Here is a 23961-nt window from a genome sequence, read left to right as displayed (position 1 = left end):
AAATCCATATCAAAAAATGTTTTTAGAAGAATACGATGTTATTGTAGTTGGCGCAGGACATGCCGGCTCGGAGGCCGCGGCAGCGGCCGCGAATCTTGGGTCTAAAACTTTGCTTGTAACAATGAGTTTGCAAAACATCGCACAGATGTCGTGCAACCCAGCGATGGGAGGAATTGCAAAAGGACAAATCGTGCGTGAGATTGATGCGCTCGGCGGATATTCAGGAATCGTTTCCGACCGCACGGCAATTCAATTTAAGATGTTGAACAAATCCAAAGGACCTGCAATGTGGTCGCCAAGGGTTCAAAGTGACCGAATGCGCTTTGCCGAAGAATGGAGAATGATGTTGGAGGGAACTCCAAATCTTGATTTCTACCAAGAAATGGTGAAAGGTTTGATTATCGAGAATGGAAAGATAAAAGGAATCAGAACTTCACTTGGAGTTGAAATTCGTTCCAAATCGGTTGTCTTGACAAACGGAACTTTCCTGAATGGATTGATTCATATCGGAGACAAACAATTCGGTGGAGGTAGAGCAGGCGAAAGTGCTGCATACGGAATCACCGAAGATTTAGTTCAGGCAGGTTTTGAATCTGGAAGAATGAAAACTGGAACGCCTCCACGAGTGGATGGGCGTTCTTTGGATTATTCTAAAATGAACGAAGAAAAGGGAGATGCTAAGCCAGATAAGTTTTCATACTCGGATGTTACTTCACCTTTGGTTCACCAAAGGTCTTGTCATATGACATACACATCGCTAGATGTGCATGATATTTTGAGATCAGGTTTTGATCGTTCGCCAATGTTTAACGGAAGAATAAAAAGTATTGGCCCAAGATATTGTCCATCTATCGAAGATAAAATTAATCGTTTTGCTGATAAAGAACGTCACCAATTATTTGTAGAGCCTGAAGGCTGGAATACTTGTGAGGTTTATGTAAACGGTTTTTCAACTTCTTTGCCAGAGGATATTCAGTTTAAAGCGTTGCGTACAGTTGTAGGTTTTGAGAACGTGAAATTTTTCCGTCCAGGTTATGCAATCGAATATGATTACTTTCCGCCAACACAATTAAAGCATACGCTTGAAACTAAATTAGTCGAAGGTTTATATTTTGCTGGACAGATAAACGGAACAACAGGATATGAAGAAGCAGCTTCGCAAGGTTTGATGGCAGGGATAAATGCGCATTTAAAAGTACACGAAAAAGCTCCATTAATTTTAAAACGCGACGAAGCGTATATTGGTGTTTTAATAGATGACCTAATTACGAAAGGAACAGAAGAACCATATCGTATGTTTACTTCTCGCGCAGAGTATAGAACTTTGTTACGTCAAGATAATGCCGATTTCAGATTAACACCAATGTCATATGAAATAGGTTTGGCTTCGGAGAAACGTTTACGTAGAATGGAACATAAACTAAATGAATCTGAAAAAATGGTTGCTTTCTTTAAAGAAACGAGTGTTTCTGTTGCAGAAGCAAATCCTATTTTAGAATCAAAAGGAACTGCTTTGATTTCTCAAGGAGATAAAATGTTTAAAGTTTTCTCTCGTCCGCAAATAGATTTGGAGGATATATTAAAGTTTGAGAAGGTTAAAGAGTATATCAATGAAAACGACTTAGATCAGGAAATTCTGGAACAAGCCGAAATTCAAGTTAAGTATTCAGGTTATATCGAAAAAGAAAGAAATAATGCTGATAAGCTTACGAGATTAGAAGAGATGAAAATCCCTGAAAACTTTGATTATAATAAAATCAAATCTATGTCGATAGAGGCGAAGCAGAAACTGAGCAAGATTCGTCCTGTTACGATTTCTCAAGCTTCAAGAGTTAGCGGAGTTTCACCAAGTGATATATCTGTTTTACTTATTTACATGGGAAGATAATAATTGCAGATTCCAGATTGTAGAGTTTAGTTTTATAATACAATCTAAAAATAATATGTTCCACGTGAAACTACTTTGTTAAGCCCCGACTTTGTTGGGGTTTTTCTGTTTATAGATTATTCTGAAATTTAGTATTCCCGCAAACAGAATCTGTCTGCTATTATGTTTGATGAGTATTCCTTTTGATTAAAGATAAAGTTCTGTAATCTCTTCAAGACTTCAGATAATGTTATTAAGTTAAGTTTTTTAGAAAACTGTATTAATATGTAAGCGCGTAAAACCGTAAAATTATAACACAATCTTGTCATTTTGACGAAGGAGAAATCTTCATGAGTAACTCTTTAAAGCTAAGATTTTCGTTGCCGAGTCTCTTGCTGAGATTTACTTCGGCTGTTTGCTATCGCTCGGTTCTCTAAAATCACAAACAGTGTGGGTGATTTATTATATGGAAAAACTGTTTTGTAATAAATTTATTCGATAGAGTATTATATGTTTTGACTTAGTATAATAACATCGAGCTTGGGTCAGCAATCTAAAATAGATATTCTTCAATACAAATTAAAATGTTCCACGTGAAACTACTTTGTTAAACGTTGATTCTATTGAGGTTTTTAGATTTAGAAATTATTCCATAATCTAAAGTTTCTTTCTTCTTTTTAAAAAAATGTTTAGAATTTACGATGTAATTATAATTATTTATAACGGCGTGATATGATTCATAAACTCGAAATTGATTTTTTACTTTATGTAAATATGAATTTGTTTTAGAATTTTCTCGCTTCATAAACTAATTGAATCACCTAGATTGTATTTGTATTCTCTAAACTGAATTTAAAATAGGGTAGTAGTTAGTTTTAATATTCTTCCTTTTCTATAAAAGCAGTCTTTTTAATTTAAAAATGTATCGTTTAATCTAAATTGATACATTGTTGCAATTGATTGTTTTTTGAATTGTTTTAAATGAAATTTCTAAAAAGTATTAGAAGTTTTGGATTAACTCAACTGAATTGTAATCTTAAATTAGTTTTGTTGTGAAACTACGTTATGGATTTTTGAATTTAATCAGGAGTAATTTTATAGATAATGAATGAGTATTTTAATCGAAATTGAAAATTTTGAGCAATTTTGTTTTAAAATTTTACTTTTTAGTGCCGAAACCAACATCATTTAGTTAAGGAAAATTCTATAATACAGTATCGGATAAATTTATCGTAAAGCGCAAATTTTTTATAAAAGGTAATTATCTATACAGTTTGTCATTTCGACGAAGGAGAAATCTCCACAAGAAACTCTGCAATGTGAGTTCTAGCTTTTTTATAATTACTCATGAAGATTTACTTCGCCCGTTCACTATTCTCGTATCCTTGGTTGAAATGACAAACACTGTGGGTAATTGATTTTTATGTTTTTTTTTTAAGTTTAAGTAGGATTGAGTCCGCATTGTATGTTCTTGTGTTTAAAGAATAATTTATGTTTTAAATTAAAATGATTTCTTTAATCTGATTTTATACATTTGCCGAATGTTAGCTTTTTTTTGATTGTTTTAAAAATGATAACGAAAGATGCATTTCGACAGCGTTTTTAGAATTGTTTCTGCAAATTAGAATAGTAAAGAAATGTTTTGAAATTCTTGATTTTTTGTGTGATTGAAGCTTACTAAAGCATGTTTTTTCCGATCTGAATTGATATCTTCGTATGATATTTATTTAGAGTTTGCTTGAGGAGCATTTGATAAGAGATATGATTGTTACCTGATTTTGATGAATTGTTTTCTGGAATGTGAATAGGATAGAACCAGGCTTGATAATTTTTGGTTGAAGAGTTAGTTTTGTAATCTAATATAAGAAATCTAAAAATTGTACGTTCCACGTGAAACTACTTTGTGATATATTGAATTTGTTGTGTATTTCTTTTTAGTTCAACGGTTAGTTCTGCAATCTAAAATCTAATATCTAAAATCAAACGGTTCCACGTGAAACTCCTTTGCGAAGTATTATTTTTTTTGAATGAGAATTGATTTTTTGTACGTATCGTAACTGTAATCTAAAATCTATATTCTACAATCTTAAATTGTACGTTCCACGTGAAACTACATTGAGAAGAGTTGAATTTGATGATTTTTTATTTTTAGTTAAACGGTTAGTTCACCAATCTAAAATCTAATATCTCAAATCTATAATCGAACTGTTCCACGTGAAACTACTTTGGGAAGCATTGAATTTATTGAATGTATTGCGTTTTTAATTTTTTAGATTATGAAGATAGTTCAAGGAGAAGTTTTATCGTTAGAACAGAAAGAAAGCTTATTGCAACTTTGGAACAATGAATATACAAAGAATTTAAATCATCAAACAATTCATGATTTTGATTTGTATTTAAATAGTTTGTCGGATGTAAAACATCATTTTTTAATGAATGATGAGAATATAATTCAAGGATGGGCGTTTGCTTTTTTGAGAGATAATGAAGATTGGTTTGCAATTATTGTCAACAGTCAAATTCATGGAAGAGGGAAAGGTTCTTTTTTAATTGAAGAATTAAAAAAGAATAAGGATAATTTGAATGGTTGGGTTATAGACCACGAAAATGAAATTAAAAAAAATGCAGCGCCATATAAATCTCCATTGTTGTTTTATGTAAAAAATGGATTTACAGTTTGTGCTGAAACAAGAATTGAAAACGAAAAGATATCGGCTGTCAAAATAAATTGGAAGCGTTAAAGAGAAAAATTAAAAATTAAATACAGTATGCCCTAAAAATGATAAAATTCGTTTTTAGGGTTTGCTGTGAAATTAAACCAAAATACCAATAATTATAAAATGGACGTTTTAAACAAAAAACATTTTCTTACTGTAAAAGATCATTCTGTTTCTAAAGAAACTTTTGAATTGTATTATGATGAAACTTTGGACATGCTAATTACATCTCCTCAACCTGATGAAAATAACCTGGGGAAATATTATGAAAGCGAAGATTATATTTCGCACACAGATAACAAACGTTCGTTATTTGAAAAAGCATATCACATTGTAAAAAATATCGCTTTAAAAAATAAGTTGAATTTGATTAATTCTGAAAATCCTCAAAAGGGAAGAATTTTAGATATTGGTGCTGGAACCGGAGATTTTTTATTAACGGCAAAAGAGAATGGCTGGAATACTGTTGGAGTAGAACCAAGTGATAGAGCTAAATCTATTGCAATTAAAAAAGGAATTTCTTTTGTTGAAAAAATTAGCGACTTAGAAAATAATTCTTTCGACGTAATTACGATGTGGCATGTTTTGGAACACGTTCCAAATTTAGAATTTCAAATTCAGGAATTGAAGCGATTATTAAAGCCAACTGGAACGTTAATTGTAGCAGTTCCAAATTTCAAATCTTTTGATGCAAATCATTATAAAACTTTTTGGGCGGCTTATGATGTGCCAATTCATTTTTGGCATTTCTCGAAAAAAGCAATTCAGTCTCTTTTTGAAAAAGTAGATATGCGCCTCGAAAAAATTCTTCCGATGAAATTTGATTCGTTTTATGTGAGCCTACTTTCGGAAAAATACAAAACTGGAAAAATGAATTATCTATCGGCGTTTTTTATCGGATTAAAGTCAAATTGGAAAGCAAAACGAACTTTAGAATATTCATCGCACATTTACGTCTTAAAAAACAAGTAAAAAGCATTTTTAAGCCCTTTACGGGACGTTTTAGGTTGTAAATATGTCTTTGTATTCCCTTTTTAAGAAAGTCTCTTAAAAAAGAGCTAATAAATCCAATATTAATAGCAGTAAATTATATAAAATCGGGGTTTGATAACAAAAATTGATACTAGAAAAATCGAGCATTTTTTAAACTTTATGTCGGTGCTATTGATTTTTTTATATTTTTGTCTTTCATACTTTAAAAAAAATAGAAATTAACAAAATGAAAAAAGCATTAGTAATTATCGCACTTTCAATTTCAGTTGTTGCTTGTAACAAAACGGCAGAAGTTAAAGAAGTAAAAACAGCTTACGTTGACACTTCAGTTTTAATGAAAGAGTACACAGAAGCAAAAGACCTTGAAGCTAAATACAAAGCACAAGCAGAGGAAAAAGGGAGACAGCTTCAAGCCGAGATTACTCGTTTTAAACAAGATGCTGCTAATTTCCAAAGTCAGGCACAAGCCAATGGTCAAGCATGGGCACAACAAAGAGGTGCTGAGTTACAAAAAAGAGAACAACAATTAGGGTATGCACAACAAGCATTAGCTCAACAATTGCAACAAGAAAGCGGTGCCGAAATGGATACTTTGGTTACTGGAGTTAAAAAATTCATCAAGAATTACGGTAAAGAAAAAGGGTATTCTTACATTTACGGTACAGGTGATGCAGCATCAATTTTATATGCTGAAGACAAATATGATATTACAAAAGATATCGTTAAAGCTTTGAATGACAATTATAAAGCTGGTACAAAGCTAGATACTAAATCTGACGCTAAAGCAAAAGATACAGCGACAGCAAAAAAATAATAAAAATTAAGAAACTATTTTTGAAGCCTATATCCACAACGATATAGGCTTTTTTTATTATAAATTATCTATAATTAGATTTTTAACTCGATATGTTCTTCTACTTTTGCAAAATGAATTTCTAACTAGAATTTCGAGTTTTTTCTTTTCTAAAATACAAGCCTAATGCAAAATATTTCCGAAGTAGCTTCCTATACGCTACAGTTTATAAACCAGACACAACGTTCTATTTTTCTTACAGGAAAAGCCGGAACTGGTAAGACTACATTGTTGCGCGAAATTATCGAAACAACACATAAAAACACTGTGGTAGTGGCACCTACAGGTATTGCTGCGCTTAATGCTGGTGGGGTTACGATTCACTCGATGTTTCAGTTACCATTTGCAGGTTTTATACCAGATAATTCTTCGCCGCAATTCTCAGAAACTACTAAGTTTGAAACGAAGGCAACGTTGCGCAGGCATTTTAAAATGAATAATGTGAAACGTTCTGTTATCAGGAATATGGAACTTTTGGTTATTGATGAAGTCAGTATGTTGCGTGCCGATTTACTTGACGCTATGGATTTTATGATGCAAACTGTTCGTAAAAGTAGCCAACCATTTGGTGGAGTTCAGGTATTATTTATTGGCGATTTATTGCAATTGCCTCCAGTAATTCGTGATGAAGAATGGCGCACTTTGAGAACGTATTACCGCGGAAAATTCTTTTTCCATTCGCATGTAATTCAACAAAATCCACCTTTGTACATTGAGTTGTCTAAGATCTTTCGTCAGACTGATGATTCGTTTATTTCAGTATTGAATAATCTGAGAAACAACCAAATAACACCACAAGATATTCAGAGTCTAAATCAGTACGTTCAACCAGATTTCGACTTAAAAAACAACCCGGGTTATATAACTCTTACTACACATAATGCTAAGGCAGACGCAATCAATAATCAGGCTATCAATGATTTGAAAGGTAAAATGCATAATTATTTTCCTGATATTGTTGGTGATTTTCCTGAAAAAATTTACCCACTAGACCCAAATCTTCAGCTTAAGGTTGGCGCTCAGATTATGTTTGTGAAGAATGATTTGTCTTTTGATAAAAATTATTTCAACGGAAAAATGGGCGTGATAAAATCCCTTTCGAGCCAGGAAATCATGGTTCATTTTCCTGAGGAGAATAAAACCATTGAAGTCGAAAAATACGAATGGCAAAATATTCGATACAAAGTCGACGAAATGACTCAAGAAATAGAGGAGGAGGTTTTGGGAACTTTTGTGCAATATCCGATCAAGCTCGCTTGGGCAATTACGGTTCATAAAAGCCAAGGATTAACTTTTGACAAAGCAGCGCTCGATGTATCGCAAGTTTTTCTTCCCGGACAGGCGTATGTGGCATTATCACGTTTACGTTCCTTAAATGGGCTTATTTTGCTTTCTCCGCTGCGCATGAATGGTATTTCTAACGATCAGGATGTGATGGATTATGCTTTGAATAAAGCTTCGGAAGAATTATTGAAGAATTCTTTACACTTCGAAACTAAGAATTTTATTCATAAGTATCTGGCTAACAGTTTTGATTGGGCTAATTTGGCACAAGAATGGCGCAATCATCAATACAGCTACAACGAAAAGTCTGAAAGTTCAGAAAAAGCTAAGCATGCTTTATGGGCAAAAAAACAAACTTTGATAATAGAATCGCTTGTAGATCCAGCTATAAAATTCATTGTTCAGCTTAATAAAATTTTTAATAACGAAACGGTCGATTTGATTCATGTTTCTGAGCGAATAGAAGCTGCTTACGGATATTTCATGAAACCTATGGATGATTTAGTTTATGAACTTTTATACAAAATCGAAGAAATTCAGCGTCTCAAAAAAGTGAAGGCTTTTTATGATGAATTAGTTTTGTTAGAGGAGTTGCAAACAAAAGCCGTTTTACGCCTAATGAAAGCCCGTTTATTGATAGAAACGGTTGTTGCTGGAGATACGATCTCTAAAGAGAAATTAACATCGCCAGAGATCAAAAATTACAAGTGTAAGAAAACGATCATAATTCGGGATAATTTTAAAAGTAAAAATGGAGATTTATTGGATGATGACGAACCTGTGGAACGTTATTCATCTAAAAAACCGAAAGAAAAAACGGTTAAAAAATCTACTGTCGAAGAAACGTATGAGTTATGGCAGGAAAAAATGTCTATAAAAGATATTGCTAATATTCGTAAACTTACAACTCAAACCATTGAATCTCATTTGGTAAAACTGATTCAAACGAAAGTTATTTCGGTAAATGATGTGTTGCCGGCTGATAAAATATCGGCTTTAAAAGAAGCTTTCCAATTCTATCAGGAAGAATCTCTTAACGGATTGAAAGAGAAGCACGGAGAGAAATTTACTTGGGACGAATTACGAATGTTTAAAGCAAGTTTGAATTGATTATCTAAAGTTTGTCTATGATATAATATATTTAATTATGAAAAAGAGTTTTGTATATTTTGTGTTGTTTATGTTTATCTATCAATTTTGTTTTAGTCAGAAATTAGATAAGCAATCTGAAAAAAACGTCAAAAATTTTATTGATAACATCAAGAATAATAGAAAATTAGACATTGCCGACAATGTTAAATACCCAATTTACCGATCGTATCCCATTCCGGAGATTAAAAATAAAAATGAGTTTATAAAAAGGTATGATGAAATCTTTGATGAGAAGTTAAAGAATCAAATTATAAAATCAAGTTTAAGTAAAGATTGGGCCTTAGTTGGAGAAAGAGGTATTATGCTTTATAATGGCTTGCTTTGGCTTGATGATGCAGGAACTTTAATATCAGTAAATTATCAGTCTAAATTTGAGAATAATCAAAAAAAACAGCTAATCGCGAATGAGAAAAAGACATTACATTTTTCTATTGCTAAGTTTAAAGAACCGATTTGTTTTTTACAAACGAGTAAGTATAAAATTAGGATTGATGATTTGGGAAATGAAAATCTTAGATACTCGTCGTGGAGGATCGATAAACCAATGACTGATAAACCTGATTTAGTGATTACTAATGGGAAAATTGTCTTTGATGGAATGGGAGGGAACCATTATTATGATTTTATAAATGGTAATTTTCGTTACGAATGCTATATTATTTTAGTAGGGGCAGATGATTCACCGCCCGGATATTTATCTATTTATGAGAATAAAAAGGAGATTATCTCTCAAGATATTAATATTGTTCGTAGGTAGTTGAGAATTTTATTTTCTATTTAATGCATTGTTTATTTATTTAAATTTAACCCGTGTTATCTTATTTTTATTATTCTAATTGTGTCATTCAAAGGTTAGATAAGTATTATAAAAGTTGTACCAATTGTTATTTATAATTTTAAAAAAGGAAAGCCTATTTAACAGAATAGGCTTTCCTTTTTTAGATAATTTTGGGCTATTTAGAATCTAAAATTTTTGTTAGATTTTGTTGCTGTTCCGTAAGCTTAGATTGGAGTTTTAAAATTTCAAGTTCTTGTTCTTTAGACTTTATCATTTTTTGCTGAAGCTTGTTTTCTGGCAGTTTGTTAACGGTTATTTCATTCTGAATTTTCAGATTTTTGTCCTCAGCTTTCTTTATTTCCTTTTTAGTTTTTTCTATTTTGTTTTGAGCGTCTTCTATCTTTTTCTGACGCTTCTCTGCTTTGTTTTGTTCTTGCTTTAATTGATCCTGTCTTTTTTGTAACTCTTTCTGATTTTCTAACGTTTTCTTTGCGTCTTCTTTCTCTTTTTTCAAGAGCATTTCCTGGGTTAAATTCGTTGTAATTGTTTGTTGTGCATAAAAAGATTGTGTTGTAATTAAAAGGCAAAAAAGGATGCCTAATTTTTGTGCAATGTTCATGGTATTAAAATTTAATGTTTTTAAAACTTCTGCAAACATTATTCCAAAACACCGACAAAATATAGTAAAAACCTTATGTTATTGTTTTTATAGCTTATGTGGTTGTAAAAAAAAACACCATTTTCTTTTGTCAAGAAATGGTGTTTTTAGTTAATATAATTTGTTCTTTTAATCTTAAATGATTGTCTCTTTTATGATTATAGAGTTTCTATTAAAATCCAGGCATCAGGATTTATAGTATTTTGAATTTCTTTCTGTGCTTTTTCTGCTTCACGCATTGTAGCATAACTACCATACAAAACAGGGAAAAGACCGTGTCTGTTTGCAGGAATTATTTTAGCATCATAACCAGCTTTTTTCAATTGTTTATATGCTTTTTCTGCATTTTTTTCGCTTCTAAAAGCACCAGCCATAATGTGATAAGGCATTGGTAATTTATCTTCTTTTACAGAAAGAGTTACCGCTGGCATTGGGTTTTTTATAAAGAAAGTAGCTTCCTGAATTTTATTCTGAACTTGCTTTTGTACAGCTGTTTCTACAAGAACAGTTTGGCTAGCAATTTGGTTTTGATACATTGGGTAACCAATACTACCAGTAACACCTAAAGCTAGAATAAAAATTGCAGCATATTTTAAATAAGAATTTCTATATCCTGATAATTCAATTGCTTCATTTTCATCTGTATCTTCTACTAAAGCTTCGATTTGTTTTTCGAAAGCTTCTCTTTTAACCATAGGAGAAATGAATGGGCTTAAACCAAAAGAAGTAGCTAAATAATTATTCTGATCATTTGGAGTAAACACAGGGTTTTTGTCTGCATTGAGTCTAATTTCCCCAACATTTTTTATTGAAAGAAAACCGTTATCTTCTAATTCTTTTTTCCAGCTCAAAACCTCAAAATGAAGTGCACTCACAGCAAATTTATATGATGTTTTTTCTGTTTGAGCAATATGATTTGCCAACAAGCCATCATTGTTCTTGATGTGTGAATTGAAAGAAATTAATTTTTTCGGTGGAAAAAAAGAATTTGTGCCTTCATTAAGTTGAGCCGATTGAATTTCGGTTAAAAAAGCTCCAAACCCAGGAACCGTTACACACTGATAACGATACAATAACTGCGCGATGTAAGTTTCGATTTTCATAGTAACAAAGTTAGACAACGTAAATAGTTATCAAAATTTTATTCACAATTTTTATTAACAATTCAAAACTTTATGTAAACATTTGAAATCTATGTATTTACGAAAACTCATTTTTTTTCAATTTATAATTATTTTTTTAAGTTTAATTTTTTTGGGAAGAATTTACGCAAAATTATCATCTTTGTAAATAACAAATAAGGGTTTTGTTTTATTTGTATAACCAAATTATATAGGCAAATGTCTGATCAGGATTTATTTTATTTATTAGCCTTACAAAGTGTTGATGGAGTGGGAGATATAATGGCAAAGAAGCTATTGCTACATTGTGGCACTGCCGAAGCAATTTTTAAAACGAAGTCATCACAACTTGCTACTATTGATGGAGTTGGATCTGTTTTATTGAAGAATATTAAAGAAAAGTCAATTTTTGAAAAAGCTCAAAAAGAACTAGATTTTATTCATGCAAATAAGATTAATATAAGTTTTTTTCAGGACAATACCTATCCTGATCGTTTGAAACATTGCATGGATTCTCCCGTTTTGTTATTTAGCTCCGGAAACATAGATTTGAAGGATAAAAAAATCATAAGTATTGTAGGAACGAGACAAATCACGTCGTACGGAATGGAATTTTGTAAAAAGTTAATAGAAGATTTAGCTCCTTTGGATCCTATTATTGTAAGTGGTTTTGCTTATGGTGTTGATATTGTTGCGCACCAACTAGCAATGGATAATAATCTCCAGACTATTGGTGTTGTTGCTCATGGATTAAACCAAATATATCCCAAAACTCATAAAAAATATGTTGCGAGAGTAGAACAAAATGGTGGCTTTATGACCGAGTTTTGGAGCTCGTCTAACCCTGATAAAGAAAATTTTGTACGTCGAAATCGTATTGTTGCTGGCATGAGCGAAGCTACAATCGTTATAGAATCTGCAGATAAAGGAGGATCACTTATTACAGCAAATATGGCGAATGATTATAATCGGGATGTTTTTGCTGTACCTGGACGAACTACGGATAAATTTAGCCAAGGCTGTAATAACTTAATTAAGACACAAAAAGCAAACCTCCTAACCAATGCAGCCGATTTGGTTTATATTTTAAACTGGGACGTCGAAAACAAGTCTAAATCGGTACAAAAGCAACTATTTGTAGAGTTAGAACCCGACGAACAGAAAATTTATGATTATTTACTAAAAACTGGAAAGGATTTAATGGATACGATTGCTTTAAAATGCAATTTCCCGATTTACAAAATCTCAGGATTGTTATTGAATATGGAACTTAAGGGAGTTATTCGCCCTTTACCTGGAAAGTTATTTGAGGCTATTTGATTTTTATCTTTTGATTAAAGCTCTATGTAGATTTTCTCGAAATCATGGATTGAGAATTTAAGCGATAAGTTCGTAAAGTTTCTTCACAAAATTGTCTTTTCGACGAAGGAGAAATCTCAGTGCGAAACTCGACAAAGATTTGTGATTCAGTTTACAGAGCTCCTTGTGAAGATTTCTCCTTCGTCGAAAAGACAAGATTATGGAATTTAATACCTTTAGATTGATTAGTTATAAGTCTTTTTATAGTTACTAAATCGATTTAGTAAATGTTGTTTGATAAAAAAAACCTGCAAAATCAATAAGACTTTGCAGGCATAATATTTACTTTAGTTTTCTAGTTAAACCCTAGTTTTACTCTTACTCTCTCCAGAACTTCATTTGCAATAACGGCTGCTTTTTCGGTTCCTTTTTTAAGCAAAGCATCTACTTCGTCTAGGTTGTTTATGTAGTAATGGTATTTTTCTCTTTCTGTTTTGAATTTCTCAGTAATCAATTCAAACAATGCTTGTTTGGCATGACCATAACCATAATTTCCGCCTAAATAATTGGCCCTCATTGTAGCAATTTGCTCTTCTGTTGCCATAAGCGAATAAATTGCAAATGCATTACAAGTATCTGGGTTCTTAGGTTCTTCTAGTGGTGTACTATCCGTTTCGATACTCATTACTTGCTTGCGCAACGTTTTATCATCTAAGAATATATCGATAAAATTATTAGCCGATTTACTCATTTTTCCTCCATTTGTTCCAGGAATCAACATACTGTCTTCTTGAATTTTAGCTTCTGGAATTACAAATGTTTCTCCCATTTGGTGGTTAAAACGCGAAGCTACATCACGAGTAATTTCTATATGTTGTAATTGATCTTTTCCAACTGGAACAAATTCTGCGTCATAAAGTAAAATATCTGCTGCCATTAACATTGGGTAAGAGAATAATCCAGCGTTTACATCATCAAGACGATCCGCTTTATCTTTGAAAGAATGCGCTAATGTTAATCTTTGAAAAGGAAAAAAACAGCTTAAATACCAAGTTAACTCTGTTGTTTGTGTAACATCAGATTGTCTGTAAAAAGTAACACGGTCAATATCTAATCCAAAAGCAAGCCAGGCAGCAGCAACGCTATAGGTATTCTCTCTTAGAGTTTTACCGTCTTTTATTTGTGTAATCGAATGCAAATCGGCGATAAACAAAAATGAATTGTTTTCTGGTTTGTTAGATAATTCGATTGCAGGAATAATTGCTCCCAATAAGTTGCCTAAGTGCGGCGTTCCAGTACTTTGTACGCCTGTAAGTATTTTTGCCATGCTAAATTTTTTTCTTAACCGCAAAGTTCGCAAAGTTTTACACAAAGTCTGCAAAGTTTTTCTCAAAGTTTTTATTTAACACAAATAATGTATGGGTTTTCGCCACAGATTATAAAGATTAAATAGATTTTTAACGCAGAGGGCATAAAGATTTTCGTAAATATTTTGGCTTAGATTATTACGATTAAAGAGTTTTTTTAACGCAGAGATTACAGAGGTTTTCTCAGAGTTCACAAAGCTGTGACTTAGGTTATTGCTATTAAATAGTTTTTTTACGCAGAGAATACAAAGGTTTCCGCAAAGTTCACAAAGTTGACAAAGCTTTGGCCTTTGGGAATTAAGATAAAGTTATTTTAACACAGAGGGAGCAGAGGTTTCCGCAGAGTTCTTAAAGCTGTGGCTTAGGTTATTACGATTAAAGATTTTTTTATATTTAAGTTCACAAAGTTTAGTGTTATTTAGAAGTTGTTTATTACTCTTCGGATTCCGTTTTTCAGTAATATTTCATTAAAATTTATGAGCAACCCCAGTTTATAATTTCCCAGTTTTAAGTAGGTTAGGGTTTGGGCTAAATGTATTGTACTTAGTGATTCTACACTTTTAAGTTCAATGATTAATTTGTTTTCTACCAATAAATCAACACGATAGCCACAATCTAATTTTACTTCTTCAAAAGTTATTGGAATTGCTTTTTCCTTCTCTACGAAAAGACCATGCTTTGTGATTTTATAATATAAGCACTCTTTGTATGTATTCTCTAATAAACCAGGACCAAGCGCTTTATGTACTTGAATTGCTAATCCGATAATTGTTGTTGATATTTCGTTTTCAGTCATATTAAATTAAAAAAAGCTAAATTTAATAATTATTTTCTTATAATTTATGCTTTTTTATCTCCGCGAAAAACTTTGTGCTCTCTGTGTTAAATAAACATCTTGTGTGTTTTGCTGTTAATGATAAAATTTGCGGTTAAATTCTTTCCTAATAAATTCTTTTTGCAAAATTCATTTCTGTTTTACTACATTTGAATCTATGAAAGGATTTAAAATTGTTTTTTGGGTTATTTGGCGTGTTTGGTTTTATGTATTAATGGCCATCCCGATATTGGTAATGTTTCCATTTTTGGTTCTATCGATTCTTACTGAAAGCGGCTATCCGTATTTCTTTAAAATGGCAAGAATTTGGGCAAAATTCATTCTTTTCGGAATGGGATTTTACTACAAAGTAGAGAAGGAGCAAGCCTTAGATCCTCATAAAAGCTACATGATTGTGGCTAATCATACTTCGATGACCGACATCATGCTAACGTTGGCTATTATTAAAAATCCATTTGTTTTTGTTGGAAAAAAAGAACTTTCGAAGATTCCGTTGTTTGGTTTTTTCTACAAAAGAACGTGCATTTTGGTTGACAGAAAATCTTCTAAAAGTAAGATGGATGTTTTTAACAGAGCTCAAAAGCGTTTGAGTCAAGGTTTAAGCATCTGTATTTTTCCTGAAGGAGGAGTTCCAGATGATGAATCTATAGTTTTGGATGAGTTTAAAGATGGGGCTTTTCGTTTAGCCATCGAACATCATATTCCGATTGTTCCGATTACTTATGCTGATAATAAAAAGCGATTTTCTTACACTTTTTTTAGCGGAAGTCCAGGAAAAATGAGAGTAAAAATTCACTCGTTTATAGAAACAGCAAAGCTTAATCCCGAAGACAGAAAAGACCTTCGAGACCAAGTAAGACAGTTGATTTATAGACAATTGTTAGTGTTTCACAAAGACAAAATCTTTCAGGAAGATTTAGTTTTGCAAGAACAAGAGTCAAGCGTTAATTCTTAAAAAGTAAATTTTGCCTTATCGGTGTATGATTTTTTTAGAAATAAAATTCATTACCATTCTCAATTTTCTTTTTGTTATCCAGTGATTTTGGAATAACGTTTCCAGTTTCTTCTTCATCTTTTATGTTTTAAAAATTCATAATAAAGAGCCTTTTTAAGGCTTAAAAACTACTATTCTTTGTATAGATGTGATTTATAGAAAAAGGTTGCGTAAAAAGCACAAAAAAACCCGAATTAATTCGGGTTTTATATTTTTAGGCGCTTGCCAATTCTTTGATATGTGCTTTAATCTTAACTTCTAGCTCTTCTGCCAATTCTGGATTGTCTTTAATTAGCGATTTTACAGCATCACGACCTTGTCCTAATTTTGTTTCACCGTAGCTAAACCATGAACCTGCTTTTTTAACGATTTCAAATTCAACAGCTAAATCTAAGATTTCTCCTGTTTTAGAAACTCCTTCTCCGTACATAATATCGAATTCGGCAGTTTTAAATGGTGGAGCAACTTTGTTTTTAACGATTTTTACTTTGGTTCTGTTTCCAATTACGTTATCTCCATCTTTAATTTGAGAAGAACGACGAATATCTAAACGTACCGAAGCGTAGAATTTTAATGCGTTACCACCAGTTGTAGTTTCAGGATTTCCGAACATTACACCAATTTTTTCTCTTAACTGGTTAATGAAGAATACAGTACAATTTGTTTTGCTAATTGTTCCTGTAAGTTTACGAAGTGCCTGAGACATTAAACGTGCGTGAAGTCCCATTTTAGAATCTCCCATTTCTCCTTCAATCTCACTTTTTGGAGTTAAAGCAGCAACAGAGTCAATTACCACAATATCAATTGCTCCTGAACGGATTAAGTTCTCAGCAATTTCTAATGCTTGTTCCCCATTATCAGGTTGAGAAATAATTAAGTTTTCGATATCGATTCCTAATTTTTCAGCATAATTTCTATCAAAAGCATGCTCAGCATCAATAAATGCAGCAATTCCACCCGCCTTTTGAGCTTCGGCAATAGCATGTAATGTTAGTGTAGTCTTACCAGAAGATTCTGGTCCGTATATTTCGATAATTCTTCCTTTAGGGTAACCGTTTACACCTAAAGCTAAATCTACTCCTAATGATCCTGATGAAATTGTTTCTACTTCAACAATGGCTTTATCGCCCATTTTCATCACGGTTCCTTTTCCGTAAGTCTTATCAAGTTTATCAAGCGTAAGTTGTAGCGCTTTTAATTTGGCTTCTTTCTCTGAACTCATCTCTTTTTTGTCTTTTTCTTTCATCTAAATTTTTATAACTCTTTTATATAAAATCAATAAAGCATTAACTTCTTGATTTAATTTGTATTGGCGTGTAATCGACGTAAAAATACTTCTTTTTTTTGAAGTTGCAACGGGATTTATTTTCTCTTTTTCAGATTGTTTTTTTATAAAAATAACGCTCTAAGTTCTGTTGCTTCTTCTGGTTTTATTTTGCCTGCCAATAATAAACTTAGTTGTTTACGACGTAATGCAGCTTCATAACGTTGTTTTTCAAGCTCTGTTTCTGGATCAATTGGTGGTACTTCTACCGGTCTTCCTGTATCATCTACAGCAACAAATGTGTAAATAGCTTCGTTTGCCTTTGTTCTATTTCCTGATTCGCGATCTTCGACCCATACATCTATAAAAACTTCCATTGAACTTTTAAAAGATCTTGACACTTTTGCTTCAACAGTTACTACGCTTCCTAGTGATATGGCTCTATTAAAAGCTACGTGATTTACAGATGCTGTAACTACAATTCGGCGTGAATGTCTTCGGGCAGCAATACTTGCAGCACGATCCATTCGGGCTAATAATTCGCCACCAAATAGATTGTTTAAAGGATTAGTTTCGCTTGGTAAAACTAAATCAGTTAATATTGTTAAAGATTCTGAAGGATGTTTAGGTTTCATTTAATTGCTATGTTGTTGATTTTTAATATTTTAATTATTAAAACATTAAATTGTATTATTTGGCTCAAATGTAATCAATAATTAGAATTCTTAGATTGATAGTCTTCTTAGATTTTTGATAAATTATTTAGCCTTTAATCTATTCGTTCTCCTTTGAGGTTCAAAGAAAATGTTTCGCCATTAAGTTCTACTTCTGTTCTTTCTCCGCAATAACATGTCATAGAATCGTATTTGAAAGGAATTATAGTTTGCCCTTTTCTATTGATTAATCCCCATTTATTATTAATGCTTGCAGAAGTATATTCGCCATCAAAAGCAAAGATTGAATCATATTTTAAAGGGATAATTTCTTTGCCTGTAACATCAATGTATCCAACTTTTTCTTTAAGAACCACTTGTGCAATATTGCCTTCAAGAGCGTATATTTTATCATACTTAGGAGCGACTACTTCTTTACCTTTTGCATTAATTAATCCCCATTTGTTGTTTACAACTATAATGGCAAATCCGTTTGAAAAGTCAAAAGCATCATCATATTTTGGAGGAATTACTTCTTTTCCTGTTTGGTCTACAAATCCTGTCTTTCCGTTTAATTCTATTAAAGAAAATCCATCTTCATTACCATAAACTTTATCATATTTTATAGGGGTTATTTCTTTTCCGTTGGTATCGATTAAACCTTGTTTTTCGTTAATAACAACAATTGACAAACCATTATGGTAGGCAAAAATCTGATCATATTTTGGCGCTACAATTTGTTTTCCAGCTTCATTTACTGTACCGTATTTTGATCCTTGTTTTACAGCAAAAAATCCTTCTTCGGGAGCTAAAACTTCGTCGTATGTAGGAACCAGAATTTCTTTGCCGTATAAATCGACAAATCCATATTTGTCATTAAGAACAGTAATGAAATAACCTCCGTCTGGAGCAAAAATTTTATCATATTTAGGTGCCACAATTTCTTTTCCAGTACTGTTTACAACACCCGATTTATTGTTTTTTACAACTATAAAAAAACCTTCTTTTGGCGCAAAAATTTCATCATATTTTGGCGCAAGTATTTCTTTTCCTGTTCCATCAATAAAGCCCTGTTTTTTATTTTTCACGACTATGAAGTAACCTTCTTCTGGAGCAAACATCTTGTCATATTTAGGAGTCAGGATATAATTTCCATCATCATCAATTAATCCCCATTTATTCGTAACCGGATCTGAATAAGCTTCTTGTGCAATTGTTTTTCCTTGAATTATTAATGCTAGTAATAGCATAAATATTGTTTTGTTTAATTTTAAATGATTCATAAAATGAGATTTCAATTTTTAGAGGTTCGTTCTCCTTTTGTGTTAATATAAAATGTTTTTCCGTTTAGTTCTACTTCTGCAACACCCTTATTAAAAGGTGCTACACCATCATATTTTAATGGAATTACTTCTTTACCGGTTGTGTCTATAAATCCCCATTTGTTATTAAGTTTTACAAGGGTACGTTGCTCACTTAACCAACCAATATTATCATATTTTATGGGTGTTATTTCTTTTCCGGTTTTATCAATTAACCCATATTTGTTGTCTATGATTACGTAAGCCTGACCTTTATGAAAAAAGCCTGTATCATCGTATTTTAATGGAGTTATTTCTTTTCCGGTCTGGTCGATGAATCCATATTTGTTATCAAGCCAAACAGATGCAAATCCTTCTTGAAAAGGAGTTACCATGGTGTATTTTATGGGGGTTATTTCGTTTCCTTTTTCATCTATAAATCCCCATTTATAATCTAGTACTATTGGGGCAAAACCTTCATCAAAAGAATAAATTGCATCATATTTTGGTTCACAAATTACAATACCTTTTCCGTTTTTAAGTCCATACTTTTCTTGTATAGAATCCATAAAAACCTCTTGTCCAGATACTTTTTTTTGACATGTTAATGCTAATAAAAGTAAAAGAATGAATTTATTTGTTCTAGATATAATGACTTTATTCGTGTTATTGTTTGCCAATATTTGGTTGTTTTATTGTGCTATTATTGCATATATAGTTTTTACTAAATACTATAATTAAATAGCAAATGGATATTTAATAACTAAAAGAAATAATCTAAACTTTAATACTTAATATCTTATGTTTTAGTTTAACCAATAAACAGCAATTACGGCCGGAATAAAATATATTGCTATTGTTCTTGCACCGTCATAATCCTTGGCTAATCTTTGTCCAAAAAGTAACATTATCAATGTAATACAAGAAAATATAGCGCCATAAAATCCAAATTCTCTTCCGCTGTTTAAGAACAATTGTATTGAACCAACTATGCATAGAATTCCCGAAATTAATTCTAGAATCAGAATGTTAAACAGGGCAAGCGGTACTTGATTTTTGAGTTGAGTTTTGGAGAAATGTCCTTTTAGCCAACTCACATTATCTTTCCAATAAAATATTTTGTCGTAAGCAGATTGAATAAATGTAACAGCTAAAAATACTAAAATTAGTATGGAGGCAATATTGTTCATTTTTTTATTTTTTATGAATTAAACGTGTTAGTTTTATGGATAAATCGGTTAAAATAATTTTTGCATTTCCGTTACGCTCAATGTGATACATCGCATCAGAAAGCTCTTTGAATATATCGTTTATGTTGTTTCCATTTACAAATGGAGCAAAATTCTCTAGTTTAAATTTCTCAACTTTTGGTTCCATATATACTAAACTTGGTGCTTGGTAATTAAGCAACAATGCCTGACGGAACATTTCGATACAAAATTCCAGAAATTTTTTCTGGCTTTCTCTACCCAACCCAGCAATTTGCTCACTCCATACTATTAGATCCTGAATCGCGGCTGCATTTCCTTTGGCTTTAAAAGCTGCACGAACCCAAGTAACAAACCATTGTTCAAATGGATATTCATCATCATCATTTTTTAGTAAATGCAGGGCTTTATTGTAATTTCCTTGTGCCTGATGTGCAATTTTTAATGCGGCATTGGTTTCTATATTTTGTTTAGCAACTAATGCGTCTGCAATTATTTTTTCACTTAATCCATTAAAATGAAGTACTTGACAACGAGATCGTATGGTTTGAATTATTGATTCTTCGTTTTCGGATATTAAAATAAAAATGGTCTTATCGGATGGTTCTTCTAATAATTTCAAAAGTTTATTAGATGCTGCAATATTCATTTTATCAGCCATCCATATAATCATGATTTTATAACCACCCTCATAAGATTTTAACGAAAGTGATTTTAAAACTTCTTGCGCATCTTCTACCCGAATTTCTCCTTGTTTATTCTGTACGCCAAGAATTTTATACCAATCAAATAATCCGCCGTAGGGAGTTTCCTGGATGAAATTACGCCAATCCTGAATAAAATCTAAACTCTTTGGTTTGGTTTTTACATCTTCGGTTGTTACGGTTGGATATATAAAATGTAAGTCGGGATGGGATATAGATTGAAACTTTAAATTGCAGGAAGCATTTCCATTCTCATTATCTGACCCAGTATTTCCACATAATATATATTGTGCGTATGCGATAGCTGCGGGTAAAGTTCCGGAGCCTTCTGGACCTATAAATAATTGTGCGTGAGGAATTCTCCCCGAAGAAGCACTTTTTACTAAATGGTTTTTAATGTAGTCTTGTCCTAAAATTTCAGAAAATTGCATGAAGCAAAGATAGTAGAAAATGATTTAGCCAAAAATTTTCGGAAGCAAAGTTGGTGTCAATTTTGGCAAGATTGTGCTCCTTAAATTTAAAATCTAAAAATGAGAAATCATTCTTTTAATAGTTTTGAACATTGTTTTGGGATATTTAGTTAATTCCTTTTTAAGAAAAATTAAAAATTAACAAAAAAATCCCAGATTGGGTGATTTATCAAATATATATTAACATTTTCTTGTTAATATCATTTTAGATTTATTTAAAAAGGTAAGGTTTTTTTTAGTAATTAAAACTTTAACATATTGATAATTAGTTTACTAAAATCGTCTCGAGTCCTACAAAACAGTTTTTTTTAAACGGTCAAAAAAAATCGACAAAGAAGCGTATTTTGTCGTTTAATAGCCTTTTTTTGTCCTATTTTGGCTCTTTTTGTTTAAAAAAAAGGATAATAAAAATTGCAAGTTAACTTTATTTATATATTTTTGTTTTTATAATTGAATTTTTAAAATCAGAATTTATGAAAGGGAAAATTATTTTTTTAAGCATCTTTTTAATGTTGTCAACAGAGGTGGTTTCATCTCAGGCTAAGAATGCACCTCAAAGCATTATTAGTACAACTGCACTGATTAGGAAGTACCATGATCAGAAAGAATTAAAAGGTATGCAAAAAGGTGAATTGTTAGAATTATACATCGAGCGTATCAAAGTATTGGTAAAAACTTTACCTTATATTGCTTTGGCTACAAAACCAGGAGTTACGATGGCTGATCTAGGTATCCCGATGGATAGTGAAAACAAAAAAATCCAAGATGCTCAAGTAGCGTCTACAAATTCATTCTTAGATGTAACTGTAGAATTTCAGAGAAAAATGATGCCCTACTCTGATAAAGATAATTTAGTTGCAGCAATTTTGTTTTATGAAAATACTCTTAAAACGTTGCACCTTTTCAATGAAAATAACGAATAATTTGAACCTATTTATGTCTTAAAATCTTATTGATTATAACGTATCGTTATTATTAAGGGATAAGGGATATTTATACAACTCGTTTTCGGTGCTTTCTTTGATTTATCAGGAAAACACCGGAATGAGTTTTTTTAATTTCATTAACTCAAATATCACTTTAGTGTTAATATTAAAACCTACTACCATGAAAAAATCATTACAAATTATTTGGATTGCCCTTTTTGCTGTATGCACAGTAAATGCACAACAAGAAAAAGGTATAATGGGTTATAGCAACTGGTTAAACAACTGGACAGAATTTAAACCCAACAAAGTAGATTACGGTGAAGCCAATCAGATTTTGGCTGGAAAAATATCAGTAAATACAAAATTATTAAAGAAGAATATTTACGTACTTCAAGGTAATGTTTATGTAACAAACAATGCCGTACTTACAATAGAGCCTGGAACATTAATTATTGGTGACTATGATTCTAAAGGAACTTTAGTTATTACAAAAGGGTCTTCGATTATGGCTGATGGATTAGAAACGGACCCAATCGTTTTTACTTCTAACAAAGCTGTTAAGAAAGCTGGTGACTGGGGAGGAATTGTAATTTTAGGAGATGCTCCGATAAATAAATTTGGAAATATCTCTTCTTTCAACTACGATTTAGATCCTTCATTAACTACTTATGGTGGTGATAATGCTGCTGCTAACTCTGGTATTTTAAGATATGTTAGAATCGAGTTTGCTGGTAAAAAAGTAAAAGGTTCTGGAACTTTTAACTCGCTAACTTTGGCAGGTGTTGGAAGCAAAACAATTTTAGAAAACGTTATGGCGAGCTACTCAGGTGGTGACTCATTTGATATGATCGGTGGAGATTTAAACATTAACAAATTTGTTTCTTATAAGTCTATCAACAACGATTTTAAATTTACTCAAGGAACTCAATGTAAAATCTATAATTCTCTTGCAGTTAGATCTTCTTACTTAACTAGTAATAAAGAAGGTTCTCGTTGTATGGAAGTTGCTTCTTACGATAAGAAAGAAGAGACTGATTTTACTAAAAAACAAACTTTGGTTACTGCATCAAATATTACAATGCTAAATGATAGCGATAACATTAGTGCAGATATTCAATCTGGATTAGTAAAAGAAGCTATTTACGTAGGAAACAATGCAGCTATCGAGCTTAAAAGAAGTGTAATCTCTGGATTTAACCCAGCGGTTGTATTAGATAGTAAAATTGAGATTAACGATGCTAATTTGAAAAAAATTAAAATTGAAGAAATGTATTTCAATTTATGTAAAGGAAATATTTTCACTGAATTTAATTCTAACAATGAAGACTTAGAGAACTGGTACGGAAATACTATCTTCTTTAATGTTTATTCTCAAAGTAATAATAACGAAACTTTTATAGATATCTCAAATCCAAAAAGACCGGACTACAGACTTAATATTGGTAAAATTACAGCTTCAAACAAATAGTATACCTACTTGCTTGTTTGATTTTAATTTTTTAAATACAATTTAG

General features: G+C 31.7%; 20 protein-coding genes. 10 read left to right on the top strand and 10 right to left on the bottom strand.

The genetic code is table 11. The annotated features are described in order from the left end of the window. The first annotated feature begins 16 nt into the window (after window positions 1-16). From mnmG to IW20_RS03250, 6 genes are all read left to right on the top strand, one after another. Window positions 17-1888 (top strand): tRNA uridine-5-carboxymethylaminomethyl(34) synthesis enzyme MnmG, encoded by a 1872-nt coding sequence (mnmG, locus tag IW20_RS03280; RefSeq protein WP_035618686.1) that lies wholly within the window; start codon window positions 17-19, stop codon window positions 1886-1888. A gap of 2255 nt (window positions 1889-4143) precedes the next feature. After that, on the top strand, window positions 4144-4608 hold the full coding sequence (locus IW20_RS03270; RefSeq protein WP_035618682.1) for a GNAT family protein: 465 nt from the start codon (window positions 4144-4146) through the stop codon (window positions 4606-4608). 99 nt (window positions 4609-4707) lie between these two features. Then, on the top strand, window positions 4708-5556 hold the full coding sequence (locus IW20_RS03265; RefSeq protein WP_035618680.1) for a class I SAM-dependent methyltransferase: 849 nt from the start codon (window positions 4708-4710) through the stop codon (window positions 5554-5556). Window positions 5557-5803: 247 nt separating this feature from the next. Continuing rightward, complete coding sequence (locus IW20_RS03260; protein WP_035618678.1) at window positions 5804-6391, top strand: OmpH family outer membrane protein; 588 nt, start codon at window positions 5804-5806, stop codon at window positions 6389-6391. A 165-nt stretch (window positions 6392-6556) separates the two neighbouring features. Continuing rightward, window positions 6557-8824 carry a helix-turn-helix domain-containing protein gene (locus IW20_RS03255; protein WP_035618676.1) on the top strand — a complete coding sequence of 756 codons (2268 nt, stop codon included), beginning with the start codon at window positions 6557-6559 and terminating at the stop codon, window positions 8822-8824. A 37-nt stretch (window positions 8825-8861) separates the two neighbouring features. Beyond that, window positions 8862-9623, top strand: a complete 762-nt coding sequence (locus IW20_RS03250; protein WP_035618673.1) for a hypothetical protein — start codon at window positions 8862-8864, stop codon at window positions 9621-9623. Between the two features lie 196 nt (window positions 9624-9819). Here IW20_RS03250 and IW20_RS03245 read toward each other — a convergent pair whose 3' ends face one another. Continuing rightward, window positions 9820-10263 carry a hypothetical protein gene (locus IW20_RS03245; RefSeq protein ID WP_123869569.1) on the bottom strand — a complete coding sequence of 148 codons (444 nt, stop codon included), beginning with the start codon at window positions 10261-10263 and terminating at the stop codon, window positions 9820-9822. Window positions 10264-10460: 197 nt separating this feature from the next. Next, complete coding sequence (locus IW20_RS03240; protein ID WP_035618656.1) at window positions 10461-11405, bottom strand: HU domain-containing protein; 945 nt, start codon at window positions 11403-11405, stop codon at window positions 10461-10463. Between the two features lie 237 nt (window positions 11406-11642). On the opposite strand from IW20_RS03240, the gene dprA reads away from it, so the two are divergent. Continuing rightward, window positions 11643-12743, top strand: coding sequence for a DNA-processing protein DprA (dprA, locus tag IW20_RS03235; RefSeq protein ID WP_035618653.1), 1101 nt, complete (start codon window positions 11643-11645; stop codon window positions 12741-12743). 334 nt (window positions 12744-13077) lie between these two features. Here dprA and trpS read toward each other — a convergent pair whose 3' ends face one another. Both trpS and IW20_RS03225 read right to left on the bottom strand, forming a co-directional pair. Then, window positions 13078-14049 carry a tryptophan--tRNA ligase gene (gene trpS / locus IW20_RS03230; RefSeq protein WP_035618650.1) on the bottom strand — a complete coding sequence of 324 codons (972 nt, stop codon included), beginning with the start codon at window positions 14047-14049 and terminating at the stop codon, window positions 13078-13080. Between the two features lie 458 nt (window positions 14050-14507). Beyond that, window positions 14508-14885, bottom strand: a complete 378-nt coding sequence (locus IW20_RS03225) for a GxxExxY protein (protein WP_035618647.1) — start codon at window positions 14883-14885, stop codon at window positions 14508-14510. A gap of 196 nt (window positions 14886-15081) precedes the next feature. On the opposite strand from IW20_RS03225, the gene IW20_RS03220 reads away from it, so the two are divergent. Further along, the gene (locus tag IW20_RS03220) at window positions 15082-15879 is read left to right on the top strand and encodes a lysophospholipid acyltransferase family protein (RefSeq protein ID WP_035618644.1); all 798 of its coding nucleotides are present in this window, start codon (window positions 15082-15084) and stop codon (window positions 15877-15879) included. Window positions 15880-16132: 253 nt separating this feature from the next. On the opposite strand, the gene recA is transcribed toward IW20_RS03220, so the two are convergent. From recA to IW20_RS03190, 6 genes are all read right to left on the bottom strand, one after another. Then, window positions 16133-17140 carry a recombinase RecA gene (gene recA / locus IW20_RS03215; protein ID WP_035618850.1) on the bottom strand — a complete coding sequence of 336 codons (1008 nt, stop codon included), beginning with the start codon at window positions 17138-17140 and terminating at the stop codon, window positions 16133-16135. A 167-nt stretch (window positions 17141-17307) separates the two neighbouring features. After that, the gene (locus tag IW20_RS03210) at window positions 17308-17817 is read right to left on the bottom strand and encodes an acyl-CoA thioesterase (RefSeq protein WP_035618641.1); all 510 of its coding nucleotides are present in this window, start codon (window positions 17815-17817) and stop codon (window positions 17308-17310) included. 134 nt (window positions 17818-17951) lie between these two features. Continuing rightward, the gene (locus IW20_RS03205; RefSeq protein ID WP_051885519.1) at window positions 17952-19118 is read right to left on the bottom strand and encodes a WG repeat-containing protein; all 1167 of its coding nucleotides are present in this window, start codon (window positions 19116-19118) and stop codon (window positions 17952-17954) included. 11 nt (window positions 19119-19129) lie between these two features. After that, window positions 19130-19816, bottom strand: a complete 687-nt coding sequence (locus IW20_RS03200; protein ID WP_051885517.1) for a WG repeat-containing protein — start codon at window positions 19814-19816, stop codon at window positions 19130-19132. A 126-nt stretch (window positions 19817-19942) separates the two neighbouring features. Beyond that, window positions 19943-20326: a hypothetical protein gene (locus IW20_RS03195; RefSeq protein ID WP_035618639.1), complete on the bottom strand. Its 384-nt coding sequence runs from the start codon at window positions 20324-20326 to the stop codon at window positions 19943-19945. Between the two features lie 4 nt (window positions 20327-20330). Next, the gene (locus tag IW20_RS03190) at window positions 20331-21479 is read right to left on the bottom strand and encodes a DNA polymerase III subunit (protein ID WP_035618635.1); all 1149 of its coding nucleotides are present in this window, start codon (window positions 21477-21479) and stop codon (window positions 20331-20333) included. A 512-nt stretch (window positions 21480-21991) separates the two neighbouring features. Between IW20_RS03190 and IW20_RS03185 the strand changes: the two genes are divergently transcribed. Both IW20_RS03185 and IW20_RS03180 read left to right on the top strand, forming a co-directional pair. Further along, on the top strand, window positions 21992-22441 hold the full coding sequence (locus IW20_RS03185) for a hypothetical protein (RefSeq protein WP_035618624.1): 450 nt from the start codon (window positions 21992-21994) through the stop codon (window positions 22439-22441). Window positions 22442-22625: 184 nt separating this feature from the next. Next, window positions 22626-23915, top strand: coding sequence for a hypothetical protein (locus IW20_RS03180; protein ID WP_035618842.1), 1290 nt, complete (start codon window positions 22626-22628; stop codon window positions 23913-23915). The last annotated feature ends 46 nt before the right edge of the window (window positions 23916-23961 follow it).

This window comes from Flavobacterium hydatis, from assembly GCF_000737695.1.
GTDB classification, from domain to species: Bacteria; Bacteroidota; Bacteroidia; order Flavobacteriales; family Flavobacteriaceae; genus Flavobacterium; species Flavobacterium hydatis.
This window is presented reverse-complemented; position numbering and strand designations above follow the sequence as displayed.